Annotated in this window: 12 protein-coding genes; 7 read left to right on the plus strand and 5 right to left on the minus strand. The window is 71.8% G+C overall.

The window, feature by feature from the left end:
- Positions 1-12: 12 nt before the first annotated feature.
- Positions 13-885 carry an aldo/keto reductase gene (locus tag AB0B57_RS16065; RefSeq protein WP_357069681.1) on the minus strand — a complete coding sequence of 291 codons (873 nt, stop codon included), beginning with the start codon at positions 883-885 and terminating at the stop codon, positions 13-15.
- A gap of 172 nt (positions 886-1,057) precedes the next feature.
- Between AB0B57_RS16065 and AB0B57_RS16070 the strand changes: the two genes are divergently transcribed.
- The 4 genes from AB0B57_RS16070 to AB0B57_RS16085 all read left to right on the plus strand — a co-directional run bounded on the left by AB0B57_RS16070 (position 1,058) and on the right by AB0B57_RS16085 (position 5,465).
- A complete protein-coding gene (locus AB0B57_RS16070) occupies positions 1,058-1,420 on the plus strand; it encodes a YciI family protein (protein ID WP_357069683.1) in 363 nt (120 codons plus the stop codon).
- A gap of 133 nt (positions 1,421-1,553) precedes the next feature.
- Positions 1,554-2,936, plus strand: coding sequence for an FAD-binding oxidoreductase (locus AB0B57_RS16075; RefSeq protein ID WP_357069685.1), 1,383 nt, complete (start codon positions 1,554-1,556; stop codon positions 2,934-2,936).
- A gap of 199 nt (positions 2,937-3,135) precedes the next feature.
- Positions 3,136-4,584, plus strand: a complete 1,449-nt coding sequence (gene pyk / locus AB0B57_RS16080; protein ID WP_357069687.1) for a pyruvate kinase — start codon at positions 3,136-3,138, stop codon at positions 4,582-4,584.
- Entirely contained in the window at positions 4,581-5,465 is an 885-nt protein-coding gene (locus AB0B57_RS16085) for an acyl-CoA thioesterase II (protein WP_357069689.1), read from the plus strand. Before pyk ends, AB0B57_RS16085 begins: the two co-directional genes overlap by 4 nt.
- Before the next feature lie 45 nt (positions 5,466-5,510).
- Here AB0B57_RS16085 and AB0B57_RS16090 read toward each other — a convergent pair whose 3' ends face one another.
- Positions 5,511-6,179, minus strand: coding sequence for a YceI family protein (locus AB0B57_RS16090; protein ID WP_357069691.1), 669 nt, complete (start codon positions 6,177-6,179; stop codon positions 5,511-5,513).
- Between the two features lie 255 nt (positions 6,180-6,434).
- Between AB0B57_RS16090 and AB0B57_RS16095 the strand changes: the two genes are divergently transcribed.
- Positions 6,435-6,899, plus strand: coding sequence for an Rrf2 family transcriptional regulator (locus AB0B57_RS16095; RefSeq protein ID WP_357011130.1), 465 nt, complete (start codon positions 6,435-6,437; stop codon positions 6,897-6,899).
- A gap of 296 nt (positions 6,900-7,195) precedes the next feature.
- Positions 7,196-8,176, plus strand: coding sequence for a sulfite exporter TauE/SafE family protein (locus AB0B57_RS16100; protein ID WP_357069693.1), 981 nt, complete (start codon positions 7,196-7,198; stop codon positions 8,174-8,176).
- A 572-nt stretch (positions 8,177-8,748) separates the two neighbouring features.
- Here the strand turns inward: AB0B57_RS16100 and AB0B57_RS16105 are convergent.
- Positions 8,749-10,188, minus strand: a complete 1,440-nt coding sequence (locus AB0B57_RS16105; protein ID WP_357069695.1) for a pyridoxal-dependent decarboxylase — start codon at positions 10,186-10,188, stop codon at positions 8,749-8,751.
- Between the two features lie 237 nt (positions 10,189-10,425).
- Between AB0B57_RS16105 and AB0B57_RS16110 the strand changes: the two genes are divergently transcribed.
- Positions 10,426-12,711 (plus strand): cellulose binding domain-containing protein, encoded by a 2,286-nt coding sequence (locus tag AB0B57_RS16110; protein ID WP_357069697.1) that lies wholly within the window; start codon positions 10,426-10,428, stop codon positions 12,709-12,711.
- Between the two features lie 200 nt (positions 12,712-12,911).
- On the opposite strand, the gene AB0B57_RS16115 is transcribed toward AB0B57_RS16110, so the two are convergent.
- A complete protein-coding gene (locus AB0B57_RS16115; protein WP_357069699.1) occupies positions 12,912-13,907 on the minus strand; it encodes an LLM class flavin-dependent oxidoreductase in 996 nt (331 codons plus the stop codon).
- A 59-nt stretch (positions 13,908-13,966) separates the two neighbouring features.
- Entirely contained in the window at positions 13,967-14,446 is a 480-nt protein-coding gene (locus AB0B57_RS16120) for an Lrp/AsnC family transcriptional regulator (RefSeq protein ID WP_357069701.1), read from the minus strand.
- Positions 14,447-14,515 lie beyond the last annotated feature (69 nt).

A 14,515-nucleotide genomic window follows, 5' to 3' on the forward strand; every position in this document is an offset into this window, starting at 1 on the left:
ACCGGCGGCGTCCTAGCTCGCCTTGGCCAGCGACTCGAACTCGTCGTCGGTCAGCCGCACGTCGGCCGCGTCCACGTTCTCCTCCAGGTGCGCCACCGAGGACGTGCCGGGGATCGGCAGCATCACCGGCGAGCGGCGCAGCAGCCAGGCCAGCGCGAGCTGCGCGGGCGACGCGCCGTGCGCCGTGGAGATCGCGTCCAACGGCCCGCCCGGGCGGGCCAGCTCGCCGGTGGCGATCGGGAACCACGGGATGAACGCGAGGTCGTTGCGCTCGCAGTACTCCAGCACGTCCTCGGCGCTGCGGTTGGCGAGGTTGTACAGGTTCTGTACGGAGGCGATCGTGGTGATCGCGCGGGACTCCTCGATCTGCGCGACGCTCACCTCGGACAGCCCGATGTGCCGGATCTTGCCCTCCTGCCGCAGCAGCGCCAGCTCGCCCAACTGGTCGGCGAGCGGCACCTTCGGGTCGATCCGGTGCAACTGGTACAGCGGGATGCTGTCCAGGCCGAGGTGGCGCAGGCTCAGCTCACACTGCTGGCGCAGATACTCCGGGCGGCCCACTGCACGCCAGTCGCCCGGGCCGGAGCGGGTCAGCCCGGCCTTGGTCGCGATGACCAGGTCGTCGGCGTACGGGTGCAGGGCCTCGCGGATCAGCAGCTCCGAGACGAACGGCCCGTACGAGTCGGCGGTGTCGATGAACGTCACGCCCAGCTCCACGGCCCGGCGCAGCACCCGGACCGCCTCCGCCGGGTCCTTCGGGTCGCCCCAGACCCCGGGGCCGGTGATCTGCATCGCCCCGTAACCGAGTCGGTTGACGGTGACGTCCCCGCCGATCCGGTACGTGCCGGACGCCTTCGCGGGCTGCTCACTGATGTTTGTCGCCATGGGTAGATCATCCCCCGGAAGCCGACAGGCATGCCGCTCGTCGGCCGACTGTGTGCGTGGAAACGCCCTGTGCGGTTCGAGGCGATTGCCGGGAAGCGCCCGGTACGACCGGCGTGTCCGTGCGACGCTGGCGGTGCCCGTGCCGACCGGCGCGACGGCGGAGGGAGCACCCATGGGAGTGCCGCAGGTCAACTTCGCGCTCGACACGTACGAGTGCATCGTGATCTATCCCGGCGCGGCCGGTCGGGCCCTGCCCGCCGAGACCGTGCAGCGGTTGCAGTCGGAGCACGCCGAGCACATGCAGGCGTTGCAGCGCGGCGGCATCATCCTGGTCGCCGGCTCGGTCGACGGGCCGGCCCGCGAGCCGGAGCCGCCGATCGGCTTCGGCCTGGCCCGCACCGGCAGCGTCGACGACGTCCGCAGCGTGCTGGAGGCCGACCCGGCGGTGCAGGCCGGGCTCTACCGGGTGGACGTGCTGACCTTCCTCTGCCCGGCCGGGTCCCTGGAGTTCCCACTGGTCAAGACCGAGAGCTGAGCTGTCGGTCAGTCGAGGCGCTGTCGTGATGGCGACGGCGCTCGGCGCAGTGTCGGTGCTACGGTCGCGCCCAGTGCGGGCCGCCGCCGGGGCACACCCGGAAGCGTGGGGTCGGCCCGGTCGAGGAGTCGCCATGCTCTCCGCCGCCACCCCCGATGTCGCGACGGCCACCGCCCGGCTGCGGGCCCTGCTCGGTGACCGGCTGCACGAGCCGGGCGATCCCGGTTTCGTCACCACCACAAGGCTCTGGAACGGCGCCGTGGACCGCGCGCCCATCCTGGTCGCCAGCTGCCGGGACACCGACGAGGTGGCCGGCGCGGTACGCATCGCCGCCCGGTGCCACCTGCCCCTGTCGGTCCGCTCCGGCGGGCACGACTGGGCCGGCCGGGCACTGCGCGACGGCGGCCTGGTGCTCGACCTGACCGGTCTGCGTGCCGTCCGGGTCGACCCGGACGCGTGCGCGGTGACCGTCGGCGGTGGCGCCACGACGGCCGAGTTGCTCGCCGCCACCCGGCCGTACGACCTGGTGGTGCCCACCGGCGTGGTCGGTGACGTGGGCGTGGCCGGGCTCACCCTCGCCGGCGGGTACGGCCCGCTGTGCGGCCGGTTCGGTCTGACCCTGGACAACCTGCTCGGTGCGGAGGTGGTCCTCGCCGACGGCCGTCGGGTCACCGCCGATCCCCACCACGACGCCGAGCTGTACTGGGCGCTGCGCGGCGGCGGGGGCAACCTCGGCGTGGTCACCGAGCTGCGCCTGCGCGCGCACCGGCTGCCCGGCGTGCTGGCCGGCATGATCATGTTCGCGTTGGCCGAGGCGCCCGCCGTGCTGCGCGGCTACGGCGCGCTCATCGCCGAGGCCCCGGACGAGCTGACCGTGATGACCGGCTTCCTGCCCGGCCCGGCCGGCGAGCCGATGGTCTTCGTCTGCCCGTTCTACAGCGGGCCGGACCTGGACGCCGGGCTGCCGTGGATGGACCGACTGCGCGCGCTGGGCACCCCGCTCGTCGACCAGATCGCCCCGATGCCGTACGCGGACGCGCTGCGGATGTTCGACGGCGGGATGGTCGACGGCAACCACTACCTGCTGCGTACCCGCTGGCTGCCCGCGCTCACCGACGGCGTGGCGGACGCGCTCGTCGACGCGGCCCGGCAGGTCAGCTCGCCGTTCTCGGCGCTGGCCGTGCACCACTTCCACGGTGCGGCCACCCGGGTCCGGCTCGCCGACACGGCCTTCGGTCTGCGCCGCGACCACCTGCTGACCGAGATCATCGCGGTCTGGGCGCCCGGCGAGCAGGCCGGGCCGCACCGGGCGTGGGCCGAGCGCACCTCGACGGCGCTCGCCGGGCACGCCCTGCCCGGCGGCTACCCCAATTTGCTCGCCCCGGAGGAGACCGACCGGGTCCGGCTCGCCTACGGCGCGAACTGGGCGCGACTGCGCCGGGCCAAGCGCCGCTACGACCCCCGTGACCTGCTGACCGCGGTGCCCACCCTGCCCCCGTCGGCGCACCCACGGTGAGCCTTCCTCGGGAGCACCCCGACAGCGCACACCGACGGAGGCGTACGATTCCCGGCGCGCGGTCGCCGTTGCCCGTCGCCACAACGTTCCCGGTGCGGTTCCGCCCGCCGGCCCGACGCGCACCGCGCGTCGTTCGACACATGTTCCGCTGCCTGCAATGGGTCGGCCCCGAGTCCGACCTGAAGGAGAGACTAGCCTGATGGGCGTGACACGCCGCGTGAAGATCGTCTGCACCCTTGGTCCCGCCACCTCGTCCCCGGAGCGCATCCGGGGTCTCGTCGAGGCCGGCATGAACGTGGCGAGGCTCAACTTCAGCCACGGCAGCCACGCCGACCACGAGTCGGTCTATCGACTCGTCCGGGAGGCGTCCGAGGCGGCAGGTAAGCCGGTGGCGGTCCTCGCCGACCTGCAGGGCCCCAAGATCCGGCTCGGTAAGTTCGCCGACGGCCCGCACGAGTGGCGCACCGGCGACTCGGTCGTGATCACCGGCGACGACATCCTGGGCACCAAGGAGCGGGTCTCCTGCACCTACACCAAGCTGCCGCACGAGGTGAAGCCCGGTGACCGCCTGCTGATCGACGACGGTCGGGTCGCGGTCGAGGTCACCGACGTCACCGGCAACGACATCCGCTGCCTGGTCACCGAGGGTGGCCCGGTCTCCAACAACAAGGGCGTCTCGCTGCCCAACGTGGCGGTCAGCGTGCCCGCCATGTCCGAGAAGGACGCCGAGGACCTGCGCTTCTCGCTGGGTCTCGGCGTCGACCTGGTCGCGCTGTCCTTCGTGCGCTCGGCCGAGGACATCAAGCTCGTCCACAACATCATGGCCGAGGAGGGCGTCTTCCGCCCGGTGCTGGCCAAGGTCGAGAAGCCGGAGGCGGTGGAGCACCTCGAGGCCATCGTGCTGGCCTTCGACGGCGTCATGGTCGCCCGCGGTGACCTCGGCGTCGAGATGCCACTGGACCAGGTCCCGCTGGTGCAGAAGCGCGCCGTGCAGCTCTGCCGGGAGAACGCCAAGCCGGTCATCGTCGCCACCCAGATGCTCGACTCCATGATCGAAAACTCCCGCCCCACCCGGGCGGAGGCCTCCGACGTCGCCAACGCGGTGCTCGACGGCGCGGACGCGGTGATGCTCTCCGGCGAGACCAGCGTCGGCAAGTACCCGGTGCTGACCGTCAGCACCATGGCCAAGATCGTGACGACCACCGAGGCCGGCTCGATCGGGGTGCCGCGGTTGCAGCACGACCCGCGTACCCACGGGGGCGCGCTCACCGTCGCCGCCTCGTCGATCGCCCGGGCCATCAACGCCAAGGCCCTGGTCGCCTTCTCGCAGACCGGTGACACCGTCCGACGGCTGTCCCGCCTGCACTGCGACCTGCCGCTGCTGGCCTTCACGCCGGTCCCCGAGGTGCGCGACCAGCTCGCCCTCACCTGGGGCGTGGAGACCTTCCTGATGCCGTTCGTGCAGCACACCGACGACATGTTCCGCCAGGTCGACCAGGCGCTGCTCGGCCTCGACCGGGCCAACCCCGGCGACTACGTGGTGATCGTGGCGGGCAGCCCGCCCGGCACCCCCGGCTCGACCAACACGCTGCGCGTACACCAGCTCGGCTCGCTGGTCGACGCGGCGTCGGCGCGGGCGCTGCAGTGAGCGACGGTCGGGTCGCGGTCGGCCAGGCGGCTGTTGACCAGCTGCTGGAAGTGCTGGACCTCGACCCGACCGGGGAGATGGCCTTCCGGGGGATGAGCCCCCCGGTCGGCCCACAACGGGTGTACGGCGGCCAGGTCGCCGGTCAGGCGCTGGTCGCCGCCGGCCGCACCGTCGACCCGGAGCGGTTCGTGCACTCGCTGCACGGTTACTTCGTCCGCCCCGGCGACCCGGTCGAGCCGATCGCCTTCCAGGTGGAGAACATCCGCGACGGCCGGTCCTTCTCGGTCCGCCGCGCGGTCGCGCTCCAGCACGACAAGCCGATCTTCTTCATGTCGGCGTCGTTCCAACGGGCCGAGGAGGGTCTGGACCACCAGGCCCCGACTCCGCTGGACGTGCCGCCGCCGCAGGACGTCCCGACGATGAGCGACAGGCTCTCCCGGTACCCGGAGCGGCTCGGCATGTGGGGGCAGATCCCGCGGCCGATCGACGTGCGCTACGTCGGCGAGCCCGGCTGGGTCCGGCCCGGCGACCGGCCGGCCGACCCGCACCAGCGCGTCTGGATGCGCATCGACGGCAAACTGCCCGACGATCCGCTGCTGCACGCCTGTGCGCTCACCTACGCCTCGGACCTCACCCTGCTGGACTCGGTGCTCTCCGTGCACGGCGAGGTGTGGGGGCCGGGCGGGCTGGTCGGCGCGAGCCTGGACCACGCGCTGTGGTTCCACCGGCCGTTCCGCGCCGACGAGTGGTTCCTCTACGACTGTCTGAGCCCGTCGGCGTCCGGCGCGCGTGGGCTGGCCACCGGCCGGATGTTCACCACGGACGGCCAGCAGATCGCCAGCGCCGTCCAGGAGGGCCTCCTGCGCCGCGTCGGCGCCTGACGCTCTCGACACATCCCCGCCAGGACCTGGCGGGGATGGCCTCGGTCAGGCCTGGTGGATCGCCTCGCCCGCGATCTCGATCTGCACCGTCCTGCCGACCAGGACCCCGCCGCTCTCCAGCATGACATTCCAGAGCAGGCCATAATCCTCGCGGTTGATCTCGGCCGTCGCGCTGAACCCGAAGATGTTCTGCCCGTACGGATCACGACGGGCGCCGCCGAAATTCACCTCCAGGTCGACAGCCCGGGTGATTCCTTTCACGGTCAACTCACCGGTCAGCACGAATCGCCCCGGTGCGCCGTCGGACTGCGGTGGAACAATCGGACTCCGGCCCCGTCCGCCGAGCCGATGGCTGCGCAGCCGGGCCCATTGGAAGATGGGGTCCTCGTTGCCCTGCCACTTGATGCCGGTGCTTCGATATTCGAGCGTCGGATAGCGTTCCACGTCGAGGAAGTCGGCACTCTTCAGATGCGTGTCCCGGTCGCTGCTGCCGGTGGTGATGCTGGCCGACGCGATGGTCGCCGTCACCGAGGAGAGCAGCGGGTCCTCCGCCACGAAGATCTGCGCGGTCGCCTCGGCGAACTCACCGCGCACCGGGCTCACCATCATGTGCCGGGACAGGAAACCGATCCGCTTGTGCGCCTGATCGAGAAGATAGGTGCCGGCGACCGGGATGGTCATGCCATCCCAGGTGCGTGTGGCGATATCGGTCATCGTGTTGCCTTCCCCCGATGTTTATCAATCTGCGGACCGGCACCGCCGCAACGGTCCGACGGTCGTACCCCCGCCCAGCATAAGGACGCTCCATACCGGCATTTCGGCCCCCACCTCACGGTGGATCATGGCGTGCTTTGACCGGTCCTCGACGACACCCGGAACGGGCGCGAATGACGCGAATTCCATCGATGCGTGTCCGATCGGCCGAGGGTCGCCCGCCCGGCCGGTTGACCGGGGGCTAACCTTGCCGACATGCGCCTCTCCGCCCGGGTCGACTACGCCCTCCGCGCGGCCGCCGAGCTTGCCGCGACGGCCAGTGGTCCTGGGCGCGGCCGGCCCGTCACGGCCGACCAGATCGCCCGTGCCCAGGAAATCCCGCCGAAGTTCCTGGAGAGCATCCTGCTGCAACTGCGCCGGGGCGGCATCGTGCACGCCCAGCGCGGCCCGGAGGGTGGCTACTGGCTGGCCCGCCCCGCCGAGGAGATCTCGCTCGCCGAGGTGATCCGGGTGATCGACGGGCCGCTGGCCCACGTCCGCGGGCAACGCCCCGAGCAACTCGGCTACCACGGCCCGGCCCGTGCGCTCCAGGAGGTCTGGATCGCGCTGCGGGCAAGCGAACGCGAGATCCTGGAGCTGGTCAGCGTCGCCGACGTGGCCGCGGGCACCCTGCCCCCGCGCATCACCGAACTGGTGGCCGACCCGCGCGCCTGGATCTGAGCGCCGGCCCGGTCCCGGGCCCCGCGCTACCCGTCCCGCGCCGGTCGCCCCGCGCTACCCGTCCCGCGCCGGTCGCCCCGCGCTACCCGTCCCGCGCCGGTCGCCCCGCGCCACCCGCCCCTCGCCGGTCGCGCCCGCCACGCCGATCCTCCGCCCGCGCTGGTTGCCGGGCGGCATCGACCGCGGTGCGTCGCACGGTGGGCGTCCCATCCACCGATCAGAGGCTTGACCCCGGCCGCCCCGTGCCGCATTGTCGACCAAGTCGATAGGAGATACCGAAAAGTCAGGGGGCGCTCGTGCGCAAGCTGCTGGTACTCGCTCTGGTCGGGCTCGTCGCGCAGCTGATCGACGGCTCGCTCGGCATGGCGTACGGGCTGACCTCGTCCACTCTGCTGCTGGTCGCCGGGGTCGCCCCGGCCGCCGCCTCGGCCTCGGTGCACCTGGCCGAGATCGGCACCACCCTCGCCGCCGGGGTCGCGCACTGGCGCTTCGGCAACGTCGACTGGCGGGTGGTCACCCGCATCGCCCTGCCCGGCGCCATCGGTGCCTTCGCCGGTGCCACCCTGCTCAGCTCGATCTCCACCGAGGCGGCCGCGCCGTGGATGGCCGGCATCCTCTTCACCCTCGGCGCGTACCTGCTGATCCGCTTCGCCCGACCGCTGCGCACCGATCGGGTCGGCGGGCGACTACGTGGACGTTTCCTCGGCCCCCTGGGCCTGGTCGCCGGCTTCGTCGACGCCACCGGTGGCGGCGGGTGGGGTCCGGTGGCCACCCCGGCGCTGCTGGTCTCCGGCCGCCTGGAGCCCCGCAAGGTGATCGGCTCGGTGGACACCGCCGAGTTCGTCGTGGCCGGTGCGGCGAGTGTCGGCTTCCTGATCGGGCTGGGCTCCGAAGGGTTCCTGCTCCCCACCGTCGCCGCGCTGCTGATCGGCGGGCTCATCGCCGCCCCGCTGGCCGCCTGGCTGGTGCGCATCGTGCCCGCCCAACTGCTCGGCGCGACGATCGGCGGCGTGATCGTGCTGACCAACGCCCGCACGCTGATCCGCTCCGCCGAACTCGACGGCCCGATCCGCCCGGTCATGTACGCCCTGTTGGCCGCCGGCTGGCTGACCGCCCTGGTGCTGGCCGTGCGGGCACTTCGCCGCACCCGACGCGCCCGCGCCGAAGCCGCGAGCGCTCCCGCCGCCGCGAACGTTCCCGCCAAGCTGCCCGAGCTTGCTGCCGCCGGTGCGGTCGAAGCGGATCTGGCCTCCACAGCCACGCCCACGCCACGCTGAACCCCGCCTGCCCTCCGGCCTCGTCCCGCCCTCGGCCTCGCCCGATTCCGGGCGCGCGCCCCGACCCGCTGCCAACCTGCCCGCTCGCCCGACAGCAAGCACCGCGTTCACGGCCGGCGGTTCGGGGAGCGGGTTAGGCCCGGCTTGGCGATCATGGAGTTGTGGTGCCGACTTTGGGGGTTTACGGGCGTTCTGTTACCCACCACAACTCCATGATCGGCGAGGCGGCGCTGGTCGACGAACAGCCGTTCCGCCTAACGCAACGGCGTTGTCCAGGATGTAGTGGTTTCCCGGCGCTTCGTGGCCACCACATCCTTGTTCGAGCATGACCTTGGCGGCGTGGGCGCCCCAAACTCCGCTCCGGGTCTGTCGGGGGCGGTATTCGTCGTCAAGATCCGCGCAACGTCGGGGATGTTGCTGTCTCACGCGTGCCTGAGGCAGCGACATCCCCGATGTTGTGACGATCTTGGCGCAGGGCGCAGGGCGCAGGGCGCAGGGCGCAGGGCGCAGGGCGCAGGGTGCGGGGTGCGGGGGTGCGGGAGGCCGGGGGCGGGAGGTGGAGGCGGCGGCAGTTAGGGAGAGAGCAGGTTGTCGGCCGTCTCGGCGAGCAGTGTCCAGGCCTCGTCGACGTGCGCTTCGGTGGTCTGGGGCGAGCCGACGGCCAGCCGTAGCGTGTAGCGGCCGGCGACGCGGGTGTGCGTCAGGTGCACCCGTCCGGTGGCGTTGACCGCGGCCAGCAGTGCCGCGTTGGCGTCGTCGTCGGCGCGCAGCCGGAAGCAGACGAGCGAGAAGGGGTGCGCCGCCGTCACCTCGAACCGGTCGTCGGCGCGGACCCGCTGGGCGAACCGGTCGGCCAGCGCCACGCCGGAGCGGATGTGTGCCCGCAGCCCTTCGGCGCCGTACCAGCGGATGACGAACCACAGTTTCAGGGCGCGGAACCGTCGGCCCAGCGGCACCTGCCAGTCCCGGTAGTCGATCACCGCGCCGGACTCGGAGGCCGCGTTGCGCAGGAACTCCGGCAGTACGGTCAGCGCGTCGATCAGTTCGGCGCGGTCGGCGACCCAGAACGCGTCGCAGTCGAACCCGGTGAGCAGCCACTTGTGCGGGTCGAAGCAGTACGAGTCGGCGTACTCCAGGCCGGCGTGCGACCACCGCAGTTCGGGGCAGACGGCGGCGGCGCCCGCGTACGCGGCGTCCACGTGCAGCCAGATGCCGTACTCGGCGCAGATGGCACCGATCTCCGGCAGCGGGTCGATCGCGGTGGTGGAGGTGGTGCCGATTGTTGCCACCACGATGGCGGGTACGTCCCCGGCGGCCAGGTCGGCCTCGATCGCCGCGCGGAGCGCGCCCGGCAGCAGCGCCTGGCTGTCCGGGTCGACGTCGATCGGCCGGATGCCGTCGGTGCCCAGTCCGGCGATCCGGGCGGCCTTCTCGATGGAGGAGTGCCCGTGCACGGAGGTGTACGCGCGGTAGCGCCGGCCGATGCCGGTGTCGCGCCAGCGGCCTCCGCTGGCCCGGTGCAGCGCGGTCAGGGTGGCCACCAGCGTCGCCGAGGACGCCGAGTCCTGGATGACCCCACCGCCGGCACCGGTGGAGCGGAACCGGTGCGGCAGGTCCATCAGTTGGGCCAGCCAGTCCATCAGCACCGTCTCCACCTCGGTGCAGGCGGGGCTGGTGGCCCAGAGCATGCCCTGGACGCCGAGCCCGGAGCTGACCAGGTCACCGAGCACGCTCGGGCCCGAGGTGTTGGCGGGGAAGTAGCCGAAGAAGCCCGGGTGCTGCCAGTGGGTCAGCCCCGGCAGGACGATCGAGTCCAGGTCGGCGAGGACGGCCTCGACCGGTTCGCCGCCGGCGGTGGGCGGTGCGGTGGGGAGGGCGGCGGCCACCGTGCCGGGCGGGTCGGCCGAGGTGACCGGTCGTTGCGCCAGCGTCGTCCAGTAGTCGGCGATCCAGTCGACGACCGCGTGGCCGGCGCGACGGAACTCGGCGGGGTCCATGTGGGGGGTGCTCATCCGTACGAGTTGATCAGCCAGCGATGGTGGAGGCAAGGCAGCCAGCAACGGTCATCGATGTTGCGTGGCGGAAAGCGCTTGCCCTACGATGCGCGGTGAGTCGGATCCGCGAGTTCCAGGGCGTTCACCCCCGATCAGATCGCCGTCCGCCGCCGTGGCGGCGCGACGGGTCCACCGCGCGTCCCGGGCCGGGCGGGTGGGCCGCCGCGATCATCCGCGGATCCTCGGAGGCAGTCCATGCACCCGTCCAGACATCGGCTGATCCTGCTCGCCGGCACGACGGCGGCCGCCGTCGTGGCCGGCACCCTCGGCACGGTGGTCGCCTCGGCCGCCGCCGTCGGCTGCCGGGTCGACTATCAAGTAACCAACCAGTGGCAGGGCGGCTTCGGCGCCAACGTCACAGTCACCAACCTCGGCGACCCGGTCAACGGGTGGGCCCTCACCTGGTCGTACGCGGCCGGGCAACAGGTCACCCAGGCGTGGAACGCCGTCGTCACCCAGTCCGGTGCCCAGGTCACCGCCCGCAACGTCGACCACAACGCCGGCATCGCCACCAACGGCACCGCCGCGTTCGGCTTCAACGGTTCGTGGACCGGCAGCAATCCGGTGCCGACCAGCTTCGCGCTCAACGGCACCACCTGCACCGGCACCCCGGCCACCGACGGGCCGACCACCCCACCGCCGACCACGCCACCACCCACGACCCCACCGCCGACCACCCCACCACCCACGACGCCGCCCCCGACGACCCCGCCACCCACCACTCCGCCGGCCGGGGCGAAACAGCTGGAGAACCTGGACCGGGGGTTGATCAGCGTCCGCTCCGGCAGCGGCAACCTGGTGTCCTGGCGACTGCTCGGCACCGAGACCTCCGGGGTGGCGTTCAACCTGTACCGGGGGTCGACCAGGGTCAACGCCAGCCCGATCACCGGCGCCACCACCTACCTGGACAGCGGCGCGGCGGCCGGCTCGGCGTACACCGTGCGGGCCGTGGTCGGCGGCGCCGAGCAGGCGGCGTCGGCACCGGCGCTGCAGTTCGCCAACGGCTACCTGGACGTGCCGTTGCAGGTCCCGGCCGGTGGCACCACCCCCAGCGGGGAGAACTACACCTACAGCGCCAACGATGCCTCGGTCGGGGACCTCAACGGCGACGGCACCTACGAGATCGTGCTCAAGTGGGACCCGTCGAACGCCAAGGACAACTCCCAGTCCGGCTACACCGGCAACGTCTACGTCGACGCGTACACCCTGACCGGCACCCGGCTGTGGCGGATCGACCTGGGCCGCAACATCCGGGCCGGCGCCCACTACACCCAGTTCCAGGTGTACGACTACGACGGTGACGGCCGCGCGGAGGTGGCCATGAAGACCGCCGACGGCACCCGTTCCGGCACCGGCCAGCTCATCGGCTCGTCGTCGGCGGACCACCGCAACTCCAGCGGCTACGTGCTGGCCGGTCCGGAGTACCTGACCATGTTCAACGGCCAGACCGGCGCGATCCTTTCCACCGTCAGCTACGACCCGCCGCGCGGCACCGTGTCGTCCTGGGGCGACTCGTACGGCAACCGGGTGGACCGGTTCCTCGCCGGCACCGCGTACCTGGACGGGCAGCGCCCGTCGCTGATCATGGCCCGGGGCTACTACACCCGCGCGGTCGTCGCCGCCTGGGACTTCCGCAACGGCACGCTGACCAAGCGCTGGACGTTCGACTCGAACTCCGCCGGCAACGGCGCCGCCGCCGGTCAGGGCAACCACCAACTCTCCGTCGCCGACGTCGACGCCGACGGCCGTCAGGAGATCGTCTACGGTGCCGCCACCATCGACGACAACGGCCGGCTGCTCTACTCGACCGGCAACGGGCACGGCGACGCCATGCACGTCGGTGACCTCGACCCGGGCCGCACCGGCCTGGAGGTCTTCAAGGTCGACGAGGACGCCAGCAAGCCCAGCTCCTGGTTCGCCGACGCGCGTACCGGTCAGATCCTCTGGTCCACGCCGGCCTCCGGCGACAACGGCCGGGGCGTCTCCGCGGACATCTGGGCCGGCAGCCCCGGCGCGGAGTCGTGGTCGTCGGCCGTCGGCGGGCTGGCCAACACCAGGGGGCAGAACATCGGCCGCAAGCCGTCGTCGACGAACTTCCTCGCCTGGTGGGACGGCGATCCGGTACGCGAACTGCTCGACGGCACGAAGATCGACAAGTACGGCACCGGTGGCGAGACCCGACTGCTCGATGGCAGCGGGGTGGCGTCGAACAACGGCACCAAGTCCACCCCGGCGCTCTCCGGTGACATCCTCGGTGACTGGCGGGAGGAGGTGATCTGGCGAACCACCGACAGCCGGGCCCTGCGCATCTACAGCACGCCCACGCCGACCAGCACCCGGATCCACACCCTGATGCACGACCCGCAGTATCGGGTGGCGATCGCGTGGCAGAACACCGCCTACAACCAGCCGCCACACCCGGGGTTCTTCATCGGCGACCAGATGGCCAGCCCACCCACCCCGAACATCTACCTACGTTGATCTAACCCCTAGCGGTCCCGAACGGGGTCGCCTAGGGTGGCAGGCACCGGGCCGCAGCCGCGGAATCCGCTCAGCTCCGGCCCGGTGCGCCACACCGCGGCATTCCCGACCCGTCCCGACCGGGGATGCCGTACCACCACCGAAACCAACATTAGGCAGCGTCGGGGTCGGCGGGGTGACGCTGACGTGAAGATCGTGTTTCATGCGTCCCGGTGCAGACCGCCCGCCACCTGCTCGGCGATCAACTCGTAGGACCGCACCCGGTCGGCGACGTCGTACACCAGAGTGGTCAGCATCAGCTCGTCCGCGCCGGTGCGTTCCACCAGCTCGGCGAGCTGCCGGCGCACCGTCTCCGGCGAACCCATCGCCTGACCGTCGCGGCGCTGCAGGATGAACTCCCGCTCGATCTCGGAGTACGGGTACGCGGCCGCCTCGTCCGGCGTCGACAACGGCTCCGGCCGGCCGGAGCGCAACTTCAGAAACGACAGCGCGCTCGGCCCCGCCAGCCACTCGGCCCGCTCGTCGGTCTCCGCGCACACCGCGTTGACCGCCACCATCGCGTACGGCTTGTCCAACCACTGCGACGGCCGGAAGTTCTGCCGGTACAGGGCCAGCGCCGGCAGGGTGTTCGCCGAGCTGAAGTGGTGCGCGAAGGAGAACGGCAGACCCAGCAGGCCGGCGAGTTGGGCGCTGAAACCGCTGGAGCCCAGCAGCCACACGGCCGGCTGCTCACCGCGACCCGGCGTGGCGATGATCTGCCCCGGCTTCTCGCCGCTGAAGTAGTTCATCAGGTCGGCCAACTCGCGCGGGAAACCCTCCGCGGACAGGCCCTCCATGGTGCGCCGCAACGCCAGTGCGGTCACCTGGTCGGTGCCCGGCGCCCGGCCGATGCCCAGGTCGATCCGACCGGGGTGCAGCGCCTCCAGGGTGCCGAACTGCTCGGCGACCACCAGCGGCGCGTGGTTGGGCAGCATCACTCCGCCCGACCCGAGGCGGATCGTCGACGTGTTCGCCGCCAGGTGCGCCAGCAACACCGCGGGGGCGGAGCTGGCGATCGCCGGCATGTTGTGGTGCTCGGCCACCCAGAACCGGTGGTAGCCCAACTCCTCGGTGCGGCGGGCCAGCTCGGTGGTGGCCTCCAGGGCCGCGCCGGCGGTGGTGCCCTTGGCGACCGGTGCAAGATCAAGAACAGACATCGGTACGGTGATCACACGCAGTGCCAACTCCCCGGCCCGCCCGTTCATTCCACCGCCGCTCACCCCACCCCACGTGCCTGTTCGAAGATCAGACTGGTCTGGGTGTGCTGCACCACCGGGTCCACCGCCAGGTGGTCCAGCACGAAGTCGCGCAACGCGTCACCGGACGCCGCCCGCACGTGCAGCACGTAATCCTCCGCACCCGCCACGTGGAACACCGACACCACCCCCGGCAACCGCACCGACCGGGCCCGGAAGGCGTCCACCGCCGCCCGCTCGTGCGCGGTCAACCGCACCGACACCAACGCCTGCAACGGCAGACCGAGCGCGGCCGGGTCCACCTCGGCGTGGAAACCGCGGATCGCGCCCCGGTCCCGCAGCGCCCGCGTCCGGGTCAGGCACGTCGACGGCGCCACCCCCACCCGCTCGGCGAGCGCATTGTTGGGCAGACGCCCGTCCGCGGCCAACTCGGTCAGAATCGCGCGGTCCACCTCGTCCAGGGCCGGAAACGGCCGCACATCGTTCGGCGCAGAAGACATCCAGCCATCCTCGCCCGAATCCACGAACGAAACCAGTGGGCTCACCAGAATCATCTGCCGACCCATTGC

Origin of the sequence: Micromonospora sp. NPDC049101 (genome assembly GCF_040648675.1) — a bacterium.
In the GTDB taxonomy this organism is placed as follows: Bacteria; Actinomycetota; Actinomycetes; order Mycobacteriales; family Micromonosporaceae; genus Micromonospora.